18 protein-coding genes and 1 tRNA gene are annotated in these 14,512 nt (G+C 53.4%); 10 read left to right on the forward strand and 9 right to left on the reverse strand.

All coding sequences use genetic code 11. The features are described 5' to 3' along the window. Positions 1-29: 29 nt before the first annotated feature. Positions 30-626 carry a LysE family translocator gene (locus ACTG3Z_RS09630; protein ID WP_439142823.1) on the forward strand — a complete coding sequence of 199 codons (597 nt, stop codon included), beginning with the start codon at positions 30-32 and terminating at the stop codon, positions 624-626. Here the strand turns inward: ACTG3Z_RS09630 and ACTG3Z_RS09635 are convergent. After that, positions 605-1,459, reverse strand: a complete 855-nt coding sequence (locus ACTG3Z_RS09635) for an AraC family transcriptional regulator (RefSeq protein WP_439142824.1) — start codon at positions 1,457-1,459, stop codon at positions 605-607. The genes ACTG3Z_RS09630 and ACTG3Z_RS09635 overlap by 22 nt on opposite strands. A gap of 125 nt (positions 1,460-1,584) precedes the next feature. On the opposite strand from ACTG3Z_RS09635, the gene ACTG3Z_RS09640 reads away from it, so the two are divergent. Further along, a complete protein-coding gene (locus ACTG3Z_RS09640; protein ID WP_375266501.1) occupies positions 1,585-2,544 on the forward strand; it encodes an acetyl-CoA carboxylase carboxyltransferase subunit alpha in 960 nt (319 codons plus the stop codon). A gap of 54 nt (positions 2,545-2,598) precedes the next feature. Here ACTG3Z_RS09640 and ACTG3Z_RS09645 read toward each other — a convergent pair whose 3' ends face one another. From ACTG3Z_RS09645 to sfsA, 4 genes are all read right to left on the reverse strand, one after another. Continuing rightward, the gene (locus ACTG3Z_RS09645; protein WP_439142825.1) at positions 2,599-3,102 is read right to left on the reverse strand and encodes a DUF4262 domain-containing protein; all 504 of its coding nucleotides are present in this window, start codon (positions 3,100-3,102) and stop codon (positions 2,599-2,601) included. Between the two features lie 69 nt (positions 3,103-3,171). After that, entirely contained in the window at positions 3,172-3,987 is an 816-nt protein-coding gene (gene map / locus ACTG3Z_RS09650; protein ID WP_439142826.1) for a type I methionyl aminopeptidase, read from the reverse strand. A gap of 59 nt (positions 3,988-4,046) precedes the next feature. Continuing rightward, positions 4,047-5,288, reverse strand: coding sequence for a hypothetical protein (locus tag ACTG3Z_RS09655; protein WP_439142827.1), 1,242 nt, complete (start codon positions 5,286-5,288; stop codon positions 4,047-4,049). 40 nt (positions 5,289-5,328) lie between these two features. After that, positions 5,329-6,051 (reverse strand): DNA/RNA nuclease SfsA, encoded by a 723-nt coding sequence (gene sfsA / locus ACTG3Z_RS09660; protein ID WP_439142829.1) that lies wholly within the window; start codon positions 6,049-6,051, stop codon positions 5,329-5,331. 48 nt (positions 6,052-6,099) lie between these two features. On the opposite strand from sfsA, the gene ACTG3Z_RS09665 reads away from it, so the two are divergent. The 5 genes from ACTG3Z_RS09665 to ACTG3Z_RS09685 are packed head-to-tail and all read left to right on the forward strand — an operon-like array spanning position 6,100 to position 9,801. Then, positions 6,100-6,822 carry a competence/damage-inducible protein A gene (locus ACTG3Z_RS09665; protein WP_439142831.1) on the forward strand — a complete coding sequence of 241 codons (723 nt, stop codon included), beginning with the start codon at positions 6,100-6,102 and terminating at the stop codon, positions 6,820-6,822. Next, positions 6,822-7,535 (forward strand): GNAT family N-acetyltransferase, encoded by a 714-nt coding sequence (locus ACTG3Z_RS09670; protein ID WP_439142832.1) that lies wholly within the window; start codon positions 6,822-6,824, stop codon positions 7,533-7,535. Before ACTG3Z_RS09665 ends, ACTG3Z_RS09670 begins: the two co-directional genes overlap by 1 nt. A gap of 4 nt (positions 7,536-7,539) precedes the next feature. Further along, a complete protein-coding gene (locus ACTG3Z_RS09675) occupies positions 7,540-8,103 on the forward strand; it encodes a peroxidase-related enzyme (protein ID WP_439142833.1) in 564 nt (187 codons plus the stop codon). A 9-nt stretch (positions 8,104-8,112) separates the two neighbouring features. Then, complete coding sequence (locus ACTG3Z_RS09680; protein WP_439142834.1) at positions 8,113-9,066, forward strand: OmpA family protein; 954 nt, start codon at positions 8,113-8,115, stop codon at positions 9,064-9,066. A gap of 30 nt (positions 9,067-9,096) precedes the next feature. Further along, positions 9,097-9,801 carry a VIT1/CCC1 transporter family protein gene (locus tag ACTG3Z_RS09685; protein WP_439142835.1) on the forward strand — a complete coding sequence of 235 codons (705 nt, stop codon included), beginning with the start codon at positions 9,097-9,099 and terminating at the stop codon, positions 9,799-9,801. On the opposite strand, the gene ACTG3Z_RS09690 is transcribed toward ACTG3Z_RS09685, so the two are convergent. Next, entirely contained in the window at positions 9,781-10,728 is a 948-nt protein-coding gene (locus tag ACTG3Z_RS09690) for an ornithine cyclodeaminase family protein (RefSeq protein ID WP_439142836.1), read from the reverse strand. The two genes, ACTG3Z_RS09685 and ACTG3Z_RS09690, sit on opposite strands and share 21 nt — an antisense overlap. Before the next feature lie 27 nt (positions 10,729-10,755). On the opposite strand from ACTG3Z_RS09690, the gene ACTG3Z_RS09695 reads away from it, so the two are divergent. Further along, entirely contained in the window at positions 10,756-11,889 is a 1,134-nt protein-coding gene (locus ACTG3Z_RS09695; protein WP_439142837.1) for an aminotransferase class I/II-fold pyridoxal phosphate-dependent enzyme, read from the forward strand. Position 11,890: 1 nt separating this feature from the next. Here the strand turns inward: ACTG3Z_RS09695 and ACTG3Z_RS09700 are convergent, their stop codons facing one another. After that, positions 11,891-12,541: a GntR family transcriptional regulator gene (locus ACTG3Z_RS09700; RefSeq protein WP_375266512.1), complete on the reverse strand. Its 651-nt coding sequence runs from the start codon at positions 12,539-12,541 to the stop codon at positions 11,891-11,893. A gap of 39 nt (positions 12,542-12,580) precedes the next feature. Continuing rightward, entirely contained in the window at positions 12,581-13,267 is a 687-nt protein-coding gene (locus tag ACTG3Z_RS09705) for a M48 family metallopeptidase (RefSeq protein WP_439142839.1), read from the reverse strand. 105 nt (positions 13,268-13,372) lie between these two features. Here ACTG3Z_RS09705 and ACTG3Z_RS09710 point away from each other — a divergent pair, with 105 nt between their 5' ends. After that, positions 13,373-13,702 (forward strand): TIGR02300 family protein, encoded by a 330-nt coding sequence (locus ACTG3Z_RS09710; RefSeq protein WP_439142840.1) that lies wholly within the window; start codon positions 13,373-13,375, stop codon positions 13,700-13,702. Between the two features lie 94 nt (positions 13,703-13,796). After that, a tRNA-Ala gene (locus ACTG3Z_RS09715) sits at positions 13,797-13,872 on the forward strand. 8 nt (positions 13,873-13,880) lie between these two features. Here the strand turns inward: ACTG3Z_RS09715 and ACTG3Z_RS09720 are convergent. After that, positions 13,881-14,393, reverse strand: coding sequence for a CAP domain-containing protein (locus ACTG3Z_RS09720; RefSeq protein ID WP_439142842.1), 513 nt, complete (start codon positions 14,391-14,393; stop codon positions 13,881-13,883). Positions 14,394-14,512: the final 119 nt, after the last annotated feature.

Here is a 14,512-nt window from a genome sequence, read left to right on the forward strand (position 1 = left end):
CAATCGATAAACTGAAGTAGCGATAGGACATGACCTATGACCTTGTTCTCGCACTCACCGTTTTTGCATTCGTGTCGTCAATCACGCCGGGGCCGAACAATTTGATGCTCATGGCGTCCGGTGCGAATTTTGGCTTTCGTCGTACAATTCCGCATATGCTGGGCGTTGGCATTGGGTTCACGCTGATGATTGTCTTGGTTGGTGTGGGACTTGTTCAAGTCTTTGATCTTTACCCGATCTCACATCAAATCCTGAAAGTGGTCAGTGTGTTGTATCTTCTTTGGCTTGCTTGGAAGATTGCAAATGCAGCTCCGCCCAAAGAGAATGTCGTAAGTGAAAGCACGCCTATCACATTTGTCCAAGCGGCGCTGTTTCAATGGGTCAACCCAAAGGCATGGACAATGGCGCTGACGGCGATCACTGCCTACACGCCAGAGCAAACGCTTTACTACGTGAGCCTTGTTGCGCTGGTCTTTGGCGTCGTCAATCTGCCCAGCGTATCTGTTTGGACCGTGCTTGGGGAACAAATGGCGCGCTTTTTAACAAGTGCGGCCCGCCTTCGCGCGTTCAACTGTGCGATGGCGGGCCTACTGGTGCTGTCCCTTTACCCTGTCGTAATAGGCTGAAGTGGCACGTAGATTTCGGTCAACAGCTCCGCTGGTGCGGTGTCCATCGGCGAATTCAGATAGACTTCATAGCTGGGTAAATCTGCAGGCATCCGGCCCGATTGTGGCAACCATTGTCCGTAGAGCCAGGTATAGGCGTCTTGTAGGCCACTGTAGGCGCCCTTAAGCAGCAAAACAGCGCTTTCGCCACCTTCAATCGTAACCTCTTCCAGACCGTCCGGCACTGTCGCGCCCTCAGCGAGTTCAACCGAAGCGTGGCTGCGCAACTCTGCCTCCGGAACTGTGGAAGGGTCATCATAGTAGATGCCCACCATCCCGCGCGCTTGGCTCCACAGATTGCGCGATGTGAACACGGCAGCCACCTTCTCGTAGCTTTTGCTGACCTCGTTGTACGGACCAACATGCGCCATCGCTGCCAAGCGGCGCTTTGGGGCGTCGTTTATTTTTATCTCATACATATCGTCATCTCCTTCTTTGCGTTTTAGCGTTAAGACATGCTGCGCTTGAGCCTCACGAATTTCCAAAGGTTTGGCATCAAATATCTCGCGAAAGGCGCGGGTAAAGCTTTGTGTATTATTATACCCAACATCGCGCGCGATCTTTGCGACGGTCCAATCTGTCTGAACCAACCAGAATGCAGCGCGGTGCATACGCACACGGCGCACAATTTGTGCACAGCTTTCCCCCGTCAGGGCTGAGAAAACCCTATGCCAATGGAACCGCGACATCGCAGCGACATCCGCGAGGCAATCGAGCGACAGGTCGGCGCTCGGATTGGAATAGATGTAATCTATCACCCGCGAGATACGTTTATCGTAACTATGGTCGCTCATTTGTTTTGTCCTCGTGACTGCTGTCCCTACCAATAGCCAAAGTGCTTGGACCGATCTTGCTTTATTGCATCTGGCCCACAGGCGCGCCATACAAGCAGCAAGTACCCAGCAAGTGAGCGCGCCCTATGAACTATCTTGATTTCGAAAAACCTTTGGCAGAGCTGGAAGGCAAAGCAGAAGAACTGCGGGCAATTGCGCGCGCGAATGAAGAAGCACATGTGGAAGATGAAGCTGCAGCACTTGATCAAAAAGCATCTGATCTTTTGGTTGAACTCTACGGCAACCTGACGCCTTGGCGAAAATGCCAAGTTGCGCGTCATCCAGAGCGTCCGCATTGCGCGGACTATTTGTCTAGCATTTTCACCGATTACACCCCTCTTGCGGGCGACCGTGGCTTTGCTGATGATCACGCCGTCATGGGTGGGCTTGCACGTTTCAAGGATCGCCCGGTTGTAGTCATCGGCCAAGACAAAGGGAACGATACTGCCACGCGTATCGCGCGCAATTTTGGCATGGCGCGGCCCGAAGGCTATCGCAAAGCGATCCGTTTGATGGAAATGGCGAGCAAATTTAACCTTCCAGTCGTAACGCTAGTGGATACTCCCGGCGCATACCCTGGAAAGGGTGCGGAAGAGCGCGGGCAATCCGAGGCCATCGCGCGCTCAACCGAGATGTGTTTGCAAATCGGCGTGCCCTTGGTCAGCGTAATCATCGGCGAGGGCGGCTCTGGTGGCGCTGTGGCATTCGCGACGGCCAACAAACTCGCGATGCTCGAGCATTCTGTTTACTCCGTCATTTCTCCTGAAGGCTGCGCATCGATCCTTTGGAAAGACAGCGAAAAGATGCGCGAAGCGGCGGAAGCGCTGCGTTTGACCGCGCAGGATTTGCAGAAATTAGGCGTTGTAGATCGCATCGTGGACGAACCTTTAGGCGGAGCCCACCGTGATCGCGCGGCGACGATGGATGCGGTGAGTAATGCGATTGCAGAGATGCTGGCGGACTTGGACGGCATGGACGCGAAAGCGCTGATCCAAGCACGCCGCGAGAAGTTTTTAGCGATGGGGTCGACTGGGTTGGCGGCTTAAAGGGTTTGTGAATACCCCCCGATTTAAGATGTCAGTAGGGTGCATATTGCAGCCTTATTGGGGCCAACTAATTTTCGAAATATCCGTCTGCAAACCTTTCAAAGTGGGGTCAAAGTCAGGATGCCATGGGAAAATACCCGAACGATCAGGCCAAATGATTTGAAGGCTTGCAAAGGCATGACCTTTGTAAAACCAAACGCTGGACCTCAAATACTCTGCAACAGCGTCGTCTGCCACTTCGAGCAAGTACACGTTTTCGCCGCCAAGTATTCCGCTTGTCGGCTCATTTTGCGAAAATTTTTCGCCTTGCGTCTGTTTGTTGAACATTTGGCCAATAACGTCATGCGCCAATGCCGCTGGAAAATCGAAAACGATGACTTCGGGCTGGCCTAAGGTTTTCCAAAATCCCGTGGAATAGGTGAAGCAAGGCTCGGTACTAGTGTCGCTTGCAACATGGGTCGCCCTCCAGCCGAACTCTCTAATCTGCGAGAGCATTTGCGCTTCGTAGTCAGTGTGGTTCTCGGGCGGGTCGTCCAAGGTTGTCGCGATTGATGTCACGGTGTTACCCTTTTCGATATAGGCGTAGTACGCGTGTAAGCACTGGTTTTGCTGTGGCTATCCGCGCGTTCAAACCTCATACGTCGGATGATACTTCCCCGCAGGCGAGAGCGTGAAAATCTCATAGCCTGTTTCAGTCACACCAATTGAATGCTCAAACTGCGCGGACAGTGACTTGTCGCGTGTCACGGCTGTCCAATCATCAGCCAGTACTTTTGTCTCTGGCCGACCCAAATTCACCATCGGTTCAATCGTAAAGAACATGCCGGGTTCGAGCACAGCACCTGTTCCCGGCTTTCCATAGTGCAAAACATTGGGTGGAGCGTGGAAAACCCGTCCTAAACCATGTCCGCAGAAATCGCGTACGACGGACATGCGATGGCTTTCTACATAGGTTTGGATCGCCGCGCCGATGTCACCAAAGGTGTTGCCCGGTTTCACCGCCTCGATCCCCTTGAAAAGCGCGTCATGCGTGACTTGCAACAAACGCTCAGTCTTGCGGGATAGTTTGCCTGCGACATACATCCTGGATGTGTCACCAAACCATCCGTCGACAATGACAGTGACATCGATGTTGACGATATCGCCGTCTTTCAGCTTTTTATCTCCGGGGATGCCGTGGCAGACAACGTGGTTGATCGAAATACAGCTCGCGTGCTTGTAGCCCTTGTAGCCAATCGTTGCTGACGTGGCTCCAGCGGCGTTCACACGATCCTCGATGAATTTATCGATCACGCCTGTGGTTTGTCCGACTGTGACCAGCTCGGCTACTTCGTCAAGAATTTGCGCCGCAAGTTTGCCAGCTGCTGCCATGCCTGCGAAGTCCGCTTCTTCATAAATGCGGATGCCTTCTTTGGTCATGTGGCCTTTGGGTTTCCCGAACATGGCGATGCTCCTTAGGGTGCGTTGCTTGATGGGTATGTAATTGGGAAAGGCGTTGGGTTCTAGGGGGCGTTACTAAATCTATAGACGTACACTGCGCCCTTGGTGTTCTCTGTGACGCGTGCTTCTTGAGCAACGATTACTGCTCCTATTTGGCCGAGTGTGACGCCGGAGCCAAAATACTCAAACGATTGAGCCGCTGGATTGGGGATTTCCTGAAGCAAAACACCAGTGCCAAGGTCGAACAAATAAGCGCTTCCGACCTTTTTCTTGCGTTTTTGACCCTCGCTGCGTGGTATCTCAATATCGGCTGCCCCGACGAGCAAAAGATCCTGCCAAAGCGCGATAGATCGACCGAACTGGCTGTTTTTACGGATATTTTCTGGTGCTACGAATTGGTGCGCGAGACGATAATCATCCAAGGTATAGACCCAGACAGTGCCTGTTTCGCGCTCGGTTTGGAGGGTGTCGAATGTACTGGCGATGACCAAACGCGTGTCATCCATCCTTATCTGCGCACCAAAGATGCCGGAGTTGTATGGGATTTCATTTTCCGGTCGCTCAAATCGCTGCAAATGCGCACCAGAGGACAGATCATAGAGATCGACATACCCGAAATATCCATGCTTCAAACTTGCCCCAGTGGAGGAAATTGCGAGCATTTCACCATATATCGCCACATCTGTGCCAAACAGCGCGCGCGTCTTAGGGTCGTCAGGCTCGATTCGCTGTATTTGTGCGCCCGTGGTCGCGTCATAAAGATAGACAACGCCTTTGATCCCCTCGACTTCGCTCTTGAGGGAGGGTGCCGTGATCACAACTGTATTCCCCTTGATCTTGCAAGTGCGCCCAAAGCCGTCACCGCGATGGGCTTTAGGATCACTGTGATAGAAGCGCTGTTGGAGTGTGCCGCTTTGTGCATCAAACAAACGCGCACTTGGGGTTTCTTTGAACCGCTCATAGGAGCGCCCGCAAAAGAGCGCGCGCGTGCTATCAAGATCGACACCTGCATTTGCGCCCGACACAACATACTCTGGCCCATCGTTCAATATTTCAACGGTTTCGCCCGTGTTCACGTCGATCAGCATAGCTTCGCGGCTGCTGCGGTAGTCGTCATCTTCATAGTGGTGAGTGACAAGGGTAAGGACGCCAAAGCTTGCCATGCGCCCGCTGATTGACTTCGTATACTGGGGCGCAACGATTGTGCGCTCCAATTCAAGGATATCTGCGCTTAAAGGGGCCGAGACGCTTGCGAAAAGCGCAACTGCGCTCACCTTTAGGGACTGAACGAAGGTGAGCGACATAACGGGAATCCTACTTTTTGAGTAGGGCGGAGTATTCAGATCAATTTGACGTGTGTGCGGCAGGATCGCGAAATTCGAGGGGCGCTGATACCCAAACACCCTCTGGCGTGATGCGTGTGCTCAGGCACATAACCTCTACGCCAGTTTTGCGCGCATCTTTAAACGCTTGCGCGTAAGTTGGATCAATGTCCGCCGCAAGTGTCATTGCCGTGCAATCCGTGCGTTGGATCAGATAGAGCATCACAGCGCGGTGCCCTTGAGCGACCATCGCGGACAGTTCTGACAAGTGTTTCGCGCCGCGTTTGGTCACGCTATCCGGAAACTCTGCTAGCCCTGTTTGTCGCGAAAGCGTGACGCTTTTCACTTCCACATATGTATCAGGCCCGCCGCCTTGCAAAAGGAAATCAATGCGACTGTTTTCACCGTACTTTACTTCTGCTCGCACGCTTTCGTAGTCACCTAATCCTGCGACTTCGCGCGCTTCCAAAGCCACTTTCAATGCGCGGTTCGGAACAGAGGTATCGACCCCTGTGAAATGCCCATTTTCATGATCGACAAGACGCCAGCCGAATTTCAGCTTTTTCTTTGGGTCATCGTTTGGCTCCAGCCAAATTTTCATACCCTCGTCCGCCAGTCCCATCATCGAACCGGGGTTGGCGCAATGGGCTGTAATTTCGCGTCCATCCTCCAAACGAGCATCGGCGAGGAACCGTTTATAACGACGAATAAGGCGGGCAGGAATTAGATCGGTTTGAAAGCGCATGCGGCAAGGCCTATACGAGTGCAAACTGCGCATCAAGGAGAGCCGCAAATGCCAAACCCCACAGCCGCCATGTTGGTGATCGGTGATGAAATTCTCTCTGGTCGTACGCTTGATTCAAATACCAACCACCTTGCAAAAGAGCTGACATCGCACGGCATAGATCTGCGTGAAGTACGCGTGGTGAGCGATGAACCTGCAGCGATTGTGGGGGCTGTCAAAGCGCTTTCCGAAGCGTTCGATCATGTGTTCACCAGCGGTGGGATCGGCCCAACCCATGACGATATCACCGCCGATTGCATCGCTGAAGCTTTTGGGGCGTCGATTGACGTGAGAGAAGATGCGCGCGCGCTTCTGGCCGCGCATTATGAGCGTCAAGGATCAGAACTGAATGAGGCCCGCCTGCGCATGGCGCGTATTCCTGATGGGGCGACGCTGATTGATAACCCAGTCTCTGTCGCGCCGGGCTTTTTAGTTGAAAACGTGCACGTTATGGCCGGCGTCCCGTCAGTTTTTAAAGCCATGGTCGCTTCTGTTCTTCCTACGCTCACAGGGGGGGCTCCATTGCTGAGCCAAACCTTGCGGGTCGATCGGGGTGAGGGGGATATTGCAGGGCCCTTGGCGACATTGGCGCAAGACTATCCAGAGCTTTCTATTGGCTCTTATCCGTTTCAGAAGGATGGCAAATACGGTTCTAATATTGTGATCCGTGGGCAGGATATCACTGAAATCGACGCTGCCATCGCACGCCTTGCAACTGAGATGGGCGTGTGATGCCAAATATCGAAGCGCTATATGAGGTTTGCTCTCAGACGTGGCCTGCTGCTTCAGAACAGCGTGTCGGCCCGTGGACCATTCGCGATGGGCAGGGCGGCGGACAAAGGGTGTCTGCAACAACTCAGGATGGCGATGCGCCATGGGATTTAGCTGCAGCCGAAGATGCGATGACGCAACTGGGGCAACCAAGATTGTTCATGGTGCGTGATGGCGAAGAGACGCTGGACACCGCGCTCGCGTCCAACGGCTACACCATCAAAGATCCCGTCAACATTTACATCTGCCCAATCACGCACCTTACGGATGTTGCGATTCCGCGCGTGACTGCGTTCACTATTTGGGAGCCGTTGCAGATCATGCACGACATCTGGGCGAGCGGTGGCATCGGGCCTAAGCGTTACGCCGTCATGCAGCGTGCGAAATGTCCCAAAACCGCGCTCCTCGGGCGTTGGAATGATCAGCCCGCAGGCACAGGTTACGTCGGTATTCACAACAATATCGCCATGGTCCACGCTCTTGAAATCCTGCCGCATCAACGTGGACAGGGCGTTGGTAAATGGATGATGCGGCGCGCGGCGGTTTGGGCGCAAGAACAGGGTGCGGCCCACATGTCTGTCATCTGTACACAAGAAAATGACGCTGCGAACGGGCTTTACACCTCGCTTGGTATGACGCTGACTGGTACCTATCATTATCGCATTAAAGGATAAGTCGATGAGCAAACCCACCGCCCTCGATCTGCAAATGGTCGACCCTCTTCCCGCGCCGACGCAGAAGTATTTTGATATTTGCCAAGACAAGCTTGGAATGGTCCCGAACGTTCTGCAAGCGCATGCTTTTGATATCGACAAGCTGAATGCATTCACCGCGCTTTATAACGACCTGATGTTGTCTGAGAGCAACCTCTCCAAGCTTGAGAGAGAGATGATTGCTGTGGTCACGTCCTCTATCAATAAGTGTTTTTATTGTTTGACGGCTCATGGCGCAGCGGTGCGCCAGCTTTCAGGTGATCCCAAGCTTGGTGAGATGTTGGTAATGAACTGGCGAGTAGCTGACTTGGATGCGCGTCAACGCGCGATGCTTTTGTTTGCAGAACATGTCACCAAAGAAAGCCACTCTATCGAAGAAGCAGATCGCCAAGCACTACGCGATGTGGGTTTCACTGACCGTGATATCTGGGACATCGCTAATGTTTGCGCATTTTATAACATGTCTAACCGCGTCGCGAGCGCGACCGACATGCGCCCAAATGACGAATATCACGCGCAGTACCGATAATCTGGAGTGATGGTATTTCGTGCGCTCCTTCTTTGTTTCTTGTGTGGTTTGCCTATTGCAGCGTCCGCTATTGAGCTGACCTTACCGGCTTCTGCGCGCCAGACAGCAGGGCAGGATCTGGGTGTCAGTAGCTATGCCTTACCCACTGCTGCATTCGACGGCGTTGAAATTCCGTCACGCGTGTTTGAGGGTTTCGTCACCCGTCAAGCTTGGCGGCTAGAAGGGGGGGGCGTGACGCCGCTTCAGCTTTTGCAGCCTTTGCGAGACGAGCTTACAAACGACGGTTTTTCGTTGATTTTCGAATGCGCGGATCTTCAGTGCGGGGGGTTTGATTTCCGTTTCCAAACGGAGGTTATTGACGCGCCTGAAATGTACGTTGATCTTGATGACTATCGTTTCGTCTCTGCAATTAAAGGGGACGCTGATGCGCCTTCTGCGGCTGTATCAATCCTTGTTTCGCGGAGCGCTGCTTCAGCCTACATTCAGGTCATACAAATTTCTGTCGATCAAAACGCTGATATCAATGTGGCCAAAGGTGAAGAAATTATTGCGAGCACGCAAGGTAGCGGAGCGATTGTATCAAGTGGTGAGCTGGGACAAGAATTGGATGTTTCTGGCCATGTCATCTTAAGGGATCTAGTTTTTCAAACGGGGTCTTCCAACCTCGGGGAAGGCAAGTTTGACTCGCTTGCCAGTCTCGCCGCTTATTTGCGTCAGAACCCGACCCGCCAGATTGCATTGGTCGGCCACACCGATGCCGAAGGAAGCCTTGAGGGCAACATCGCGCTTTCTAAACGCCGCGCGTCATCTGTGCGCGAGCGCCTTATCGCAGAGCATGGTGTTGCGGAAGCCCAAGTCTCGGCGCAGGGCGTTGGTTTTCTAGCGCCTGTGGTCAGTAATCTGAGCGAAGCGGGCCGCACCGCCAATCGCAGGGTTGAAGCGGTGCTAATTTCCACCAAGTAGTAGGGTGTGAGCAACACAAAGGTACTTTGCATGTCTGATCCTTCTGCCCATCCCGGTGACCCGCATTATGTTACACGCAGCAACTGGCTTCGTGCCGCTGTGCTTGGCGCGAATGATGGCATCGTTTCGGTATCGTCGCTTATTGTTGGGGTTGCCGCGGCGAATGCGGGTCAGGATGCCGTGATCATCTCGGGTGTCGCTGGCCTGGCCGCAGGGGCAATGTCTATGGCAGCGGGTGAGTATGTGTCTGCATCTTCTCAATCAGATATCGAGAACGCAGATATCGCTCGCGAAGAGCAAGCGCTGAGCGACTTCCCAGAAGATGAACTTGCAGAGCTTGTTCAGATCTATCGCGAACGTGGTTTAAGCGACGAAACAGCCCGTATTGTTGCCAAGGAGCTGACCGCGCACGACGCTCTTGGTGCGCATGTGCGCGATGAGCTGGGTATTGTGGATGAGCAGTCGGCAAATCCCTTGCAGGCGGCGTTTACATCTGCTGTGACCTTTAGCATTGCGGCGGCGATCCCAGTGCTCGCGGCTTGGCTTGCACCTGCTAGCTCGATCATTCCAGTTACACTGTTCGTGACAGTCCTTGCGCTTGCAGCACTTGGCGCGCTGGGTGCGAAGGTTGGTGCTGCCCCGCTTTTGCGGCCCACGCTGCGTGTTGTGGGTTGGGGGGTGTTTGCGATGGCTGTGACGGCTGGGATCGGCTCGCTATTTGGTGTGAGCGTTTAGGATGCAAGTTGCGATGGCAATGTCCTGCGCGGCGATCCCGGTGAGATCTGCGAGGGTGATCTGTCCTTCGTTGACACGGCCTTTGCTTGGTTCTTTAAGGATCACACCCAGCTCGGTCACGTCGCGTTTGTGAATAAGGCCAGCGTGAAAAGCATGTGACACTTCGCCATGATCGAAACATTGCGTCGCAAGATCGACAGCAATCACATCCGCACGTTTCATGAGGTTTGGATCGAGCTCTTGCTTGCCCGGTGCATCTGCACCCACAGCCGTAATATGAGTTCCAGCATGTACCCATTCCGAATGGAGCAAAGGGCTGTTCGCACCCGTCGCAGTCACGATGATATCTGCATGTTTGACGGATGTTTGAAGGTCGTCTGAATAAGTGATGTCAAACTCATTTGAAAGCACTGCCGCCAGTTCCTTTGTGCGTTCTGTGTTGCGGCCCCAAAGTTCAAAGCGAAGCGGGTTTGGCATCAAGGCGGCATGTGCCTGGATTTGTCTGCGTGCTTGTGGGCCTGTGCCGACAATCAATACCCGTTCACTATCTTTGCGCGCCAGAACACGACTGGCAATCGCGCCACCAATGCCTGTGCGTACATCTGTTAAGAGCATTTCATCATGTAAAACCGCCTGCACAACGCCTGTTTTGGCCGACATCACAAGGACCAGACCGTTGCCTGTCTCAAGGCCTAGGGCAGCGTTGCTCGGGAAGCCAGTCGCTACCTTGATCACAAAGCTATCGCTCGCAAGCAGATGACCATATTTAATGTGACAATCCGCGTTTAGATTTGGAAATGTGATATGCCCCACAGGAGGTAAATTTATCTCGCCTGCACTCGTCAATCGATACGCCTCGTCAATGTGGGGCGCGATGCTTGGTAAGTCGATTAACGCTTCGATTTCGGTGCGGCTTAGACTAATCATGAACAAACTCCTAAGAGGTTTCTTACTATGCCAACGCTTCCTGATTTTCGACTAGAAACGCATTTTTCTAAATGGGAATTCAAAGCGCGTTATCACATGACTGCTTCGGATGCGGAAAGCATGTCTTTGCCAGACTTGCTCTCTATGGCCTCGCCTGAGGATCGCGCAGGGTTTGAGAACATGTGGCTTGGTTACACGGAAACCTATGGTGCCCCAGACTTGCGTGCCGCCATCGCGCAAACCTTTGCGAAACAAAAGGCCGAGGATATTTTGTGCTTTGCAGGGGCAAGCGAAGGAATTTTCGCGGCCAATCAAGTGCTGCTTGAAAAGGACAGTCACGCGATTGTCGTTACGCCGAATTATCAGAGCCACGAAACCATGCCTTTGGCGATTTGTGAGGTCACGGGCGTGCCGCTCGATGCTAATGACAACTGGTCGCTTGATATAGATCGCATTGCCGCTGCGATCCGTCCGAACACCAAGCTGGTCACGATCAACTTCCCACATAATCCGACGGGTGCGATCCTGCCGCTAGAGCGTTACCGAGCTTTGATAGCGCTCTGCCGCAAACACGGGATTTACATTCTGCACGATGAAATTTTCAACGGGCTTGGTGCGAGTGACGCAGAACATTTGCCATATATCGCGGATGAATACGAACGTGGCTTATCGTTGGGTGTGATGTCGAAATCCTACGGTTTGCCGGGCTTGCGTGTGGGATGGATAGCCTGTCAGGACCGCGAAGTGCTCTCAAAGATGGAGCGCATGAAGCATTATTTGTCGATCTGTAATTCCGGTCCAAGCGAACGGCTCACAATGATCGCGCTTAATAATCGCGAAAAGATCCTCGCGCGTAATTGTGCGATTGTGGATGAGAATTTGCCAAAGTGGGACGCCTTCTTCGCGCGCCACGCCGAGTTGTTTGAATGGCAGCGTCCGGATGGGGCGTGTATGGGTTTTCCGCGCTACAAGGGAAGCGATGGCGTCGAGGCATTTTGTGCTTCTTTGGTTGAACAAAGTGGCGTCCTTTTTCTGCCAAGCACGATCTATTCGTCAGAGCTTGGAGAGACCCCCAAAGATCGCTTTCGACTCGGTTTTGGCCGCCGCAATCTTGACGAAGGAATCGCTGCGCTTGATGCGCATCTGATGAAGAATAAGTAAGCTAGCGCGCTAGCATCTTCAGACCTTGGGTCACATCAGAACGCACAGCAATGCGCAGACCGGGTTCATCCCCTGCTTTCAACGCTGCGACGATAAGGCGATGAAAATGCGGCAGTTCTTTGCGCCGCAAACGCCCGTACAGCGCGCGCATGGTTGGGCCGAGTTGTAGCCAGACCTGTTCCGCCATCGCGAGCATAGCAGGGGCTTGAGCGCGCAGATATAGGGTACGGTGAAATTCTAGGTTGGTGCGGATGTATCCAACGGCATCTTGTCGCGCGATTTGCTCTGCGATGGATGTGTTGATCATTTGCAGACGTTCGATAAGCGCCATATGCGCGCGGGGGAGGGCTCTGCTCGCCAGTTCAACTTCGATCAAAGCGCGTAGGGCTGCAAGTTCTTCGATTCGTTCACTGCTAAGTTCAGGCGTCGAAACGCGACCGGAACTCGACATTGACAACGCACCCTCTGCAACAAGTCGGCGCATGGCTTCCCGCGCTGGCGTCATCGAAACTTCGAATTCCTCGCCAATTCCGCGCAGGGTCATCGATTGGCCGGGCGCAATATCGCCGTACATGATACGTGAACGCAGCGTCCGGTATACACGGTCATGGGCCGCTGCGGGGATTTCTGAAGTGCGTGGATTAATCAGCATCCTAGCCTTGTGATCACAAAGGTTAGGCAGGTCAAGAGATCAGAACTTATAGCTGTGCAATCCACTGCCATTCTTGCGCAACCAAGCACGAGGCTCTGCATATGGCCCATGTATGCGCGTAACCGTTTCCCAAAACGCGCTGGAGTGATTCATCTCAGCGAGATGCGCCACTTCATGCGCCGCGACGTAGAGCAATACCTCTGGTGGGCAGAGAATCAACCGCCATGAGTACATTAAAGCGCCGGCACTGGAGCAAGACCCCCAGCGCGACCGCGTGTCGCGAAGCGTAAGCCGCGAATATGATTTCCCCAACGTATCAGCGTAATGGTCAGACGCCGCCGCAAGTTTGTCACGCGCCATTTGCTTCAAGAAGGCTTGTACACGCGGCGCGATTTGCTCTGGTTTGCCCGGTACTTGAAGCGTTGCGCTGTCCAAGACAACTCGCTTGTTCGCGCCTGTGACAAGTTCTCTGTCTACGCCCTCAATAGGCAGGCTCGCACCTAATGCGATTGTTTGATCTTCTCCGCGGTTCTCTAAATGCCTTCTGAGCCAAGTCTGCTTTTCGCGTGCAAAGGCGATTCCCTCTGCCTCACTCACATGACGCGGCAAAGTCAGCGTTACACGCCCATCTAGCTGGCTAATTCTTAATGAAATCCTCTTAGCGCGCGTGGATTTTCGTAAAATTATCGCCACCGGAGGGTTGCCGTCCAAAATATGCTGCCCCATATGCACCCCAGTCTGGTAATTCGCCGCAAAGCCTTTGACACTCTTCTTAGGTTGTGGCAGTTGCCGTTGACCGTCGAAAGACCAATTAATTCGTGAGGAATTTTCATGCCCAAGGAAGAATGGGGCGTCAAGCGCCTGTGCCCGACCACGGGTAAGCGATTTTACGATCTGAACAAAAATCCGATTGTTAGCCCATATACAGGCGAGACGATCGAGATGGAAAACGGCAAAAGCCGGATGATCGCAGCAGACGCTGAAGACGCGGCAACAAAGAAAGCCAAAGATGCAGAGGTCGATGACGCTGATGAAGTGATCCTCGATGACGACGAAGACGTCGATCTGGACCTTGGCGATGATGTGCTGGACGACGATGATGACGACACAGTTTCGCTAGACGAAATTGCGGATGTCGCTTCGGACGACGACGACAGCTAAATAAAAATTTTGGCATCGGGGTCGCGTGAATTTACTTGATCCCGATGTTATCCTTGCCTAGACCCACGTCCATGTGGACGTGCGCGTCTTATTCGGGGCCTTAGCTCAGCTGGGAGAGCGCCTGCATGGCATGCAGGAGGTCAGGGGTTCGATCCCCCTAGGCTCCACCACTTACCGTCTATTGTACGCCAAGCATCAAAGTCCAAGTTGTGTTTAAACCTGTTCCGGCGCGACCAAGTCCAAACTCCTCAAAGACTGGCCTGACGTTGTTTTCTTGATGTCCGGGCGAGCTGATCCAACCATTCATCGCTAAATTTTCGTTTGCCTGGCCTCGGGCAATGTTTTCACCAATCGCTATAAAATTGTATCCTGCTGCGCGGGCACGTGATGCGATGGTGGATCCATTTAGCCCCACGTGTGCAAGATAACCGTTGGCGACCATATCCTCAGAGTGAGCTTGTGCCGCGGCATCGAGTTGAGCGTTATAGGTTAGCGGCGTTGTGCCCGCAGCGGTGCGCACAGCATTGATCAATGTGCCGAAAGAAGCATCTGCAGTTGGATTCGCTTGGAACCCATCGCCGCCAGAGATTGTCGTCGGAAATGGGCCGTTCTGACCGGTCCAGTCGACAGGGCCGTTGGCTATGTTCAGAATATCTGTGGCAGTCACGCTAGCGACAGAAGTTGCAGCCATGGAAAGCGTCGGTGTTGCCACAACAGGCGCGACCGGCGTCGTGCTATTACATGCGCCCAGCAAGACAGCGGGTAGCGCTAAAAGAAATGATTTTTTAAAGGGCTTAAGCACAAATTGAG

The organism is Planktotalea sp., assembly GCF_965659345.1.
In the GTDB taxonomy this organism is placed as follows: Bacteria; Pseudomonadota; Alphaproteobacteria; order Rhodobacterales; family Rhodobacteraceae; genus Planktotalea.

Coding starts and splice junctions, on each gene's coding strand:
- ACTG3Z_RS09680 (WP_439142834.1), top strand. CDS start 8,113: ATGGTATTTCGTGCGCTCCTTCTTTGTTTCTTGTGTGGTTTGCCTATT.
- ACTG3Z_RS09700 (WP_375266512.1), bottom strand. CDS start 12,541: ATGCTGATTAATCCACGCACTTCAGAAATCCCCGCAGCGGCCCATGAC.
- ACTG3Z_RS09720 (WP_439142842.1), bottom strand. CDS start 14,393: ATGGCTGCAACTTCTGTCGCTAGCGTGACTGCCACAGATATTCTGAAC.
- ACTG3Z_RS09695 (WP_439142837.1), top strand. CDS start 10,756: ATGCCAACGCTTCCTGATTTTCGACTAGAAACGCATTTTTCTAAATGG.
- ACTG3Z_RS09690 (WP_439142836.1), bottom strand. CDS start 10,728: ATGATTAGTCTAAGCCGCACCGAAATCGAAGCGTTAATCGACTTACCA.
- ACTG3Z_RS09670 (WP_439142832.1), top strand. CDS start 6,822: ATGCCAAATATCGAAGCGCTATATGAGGTTTGCTCTCAGACGTGGCCT.
- ACTG3Z_RS09705 (WP_439142839.1), bottom strand. CDS start 13,267: ATGGGGCAGCATATTTTGGACGGCAACCCTCCGGTGGCGATAATTTTA.
- ACTG3Z_RS09665 (WP_439142831.1), top strand. CDS start 6,100: ATGCCAAACCCCACAGCCGCCATGTTGGTGATCGGTGATGAAATTCTC.
- map (WP_439142826.1), bottom strand. CDS start 3,987: ATGTTCGGGAAACCCAAAGGCCACATGACCAAAGAAGGCATCCGCATT.
- ACTG3Z_RS09640 (WP_375266501.1), top strand. CDS start 1,585: ATGAACTATCTTGATTTCGAAAAACCTTTGGCAGAGCTGGAAGGCAAA.
- ACTG3Z_RS09630 (WP_439142823.1), top strand. CDS start 30: ATGACCTATGACCTTGTTCTCGCACTCACCGTTTTTGCATTCGTGTCG.
- ACTG3Z_RS09685 (WP_439142835.1), top strand. CDS start 9,097: ATGTCTGATCCTTCTGCCCATCCCGGTGACCCGCATTATGTTACACGC.
- ACTG3Z_RS09710 (WP_439142840.1), top strand. CDS start 13,373: ATGCCCAAGGAAGAATGGGGCGTCAAGCGCCTGTGCCCGACCACGGGT.
- sfsA (WP_439142829.1), bottom strand. CDS start 6,051: ATGCGCTTTCAAACCGATCTAATTCCTGCCCGCCTTATTCGTCGTTAT.
- ACTG3Z_RS09635 (WP_439142824.1), bottom strand. CDS start 1,459: ATGAGCGACCATAGTTACGATAAACGTATCTCGCGGGTGATAGATTAC.
- ACTG3Z_RS09675 (WP_439142833.1), top strand. CDS start 7,540: ATGAGCAAACCCACCGCCCTCGATCTGCAAATGGTCGACCCTCTTCCC.
- ACTG3Z_RS09655 (WP_439142827.1), bottom strand. CDS start 5,288: ATGTCGCTCACCTTCGTTCAGTCCCTAAAGGTGAGCGCAGTTGCGCTT.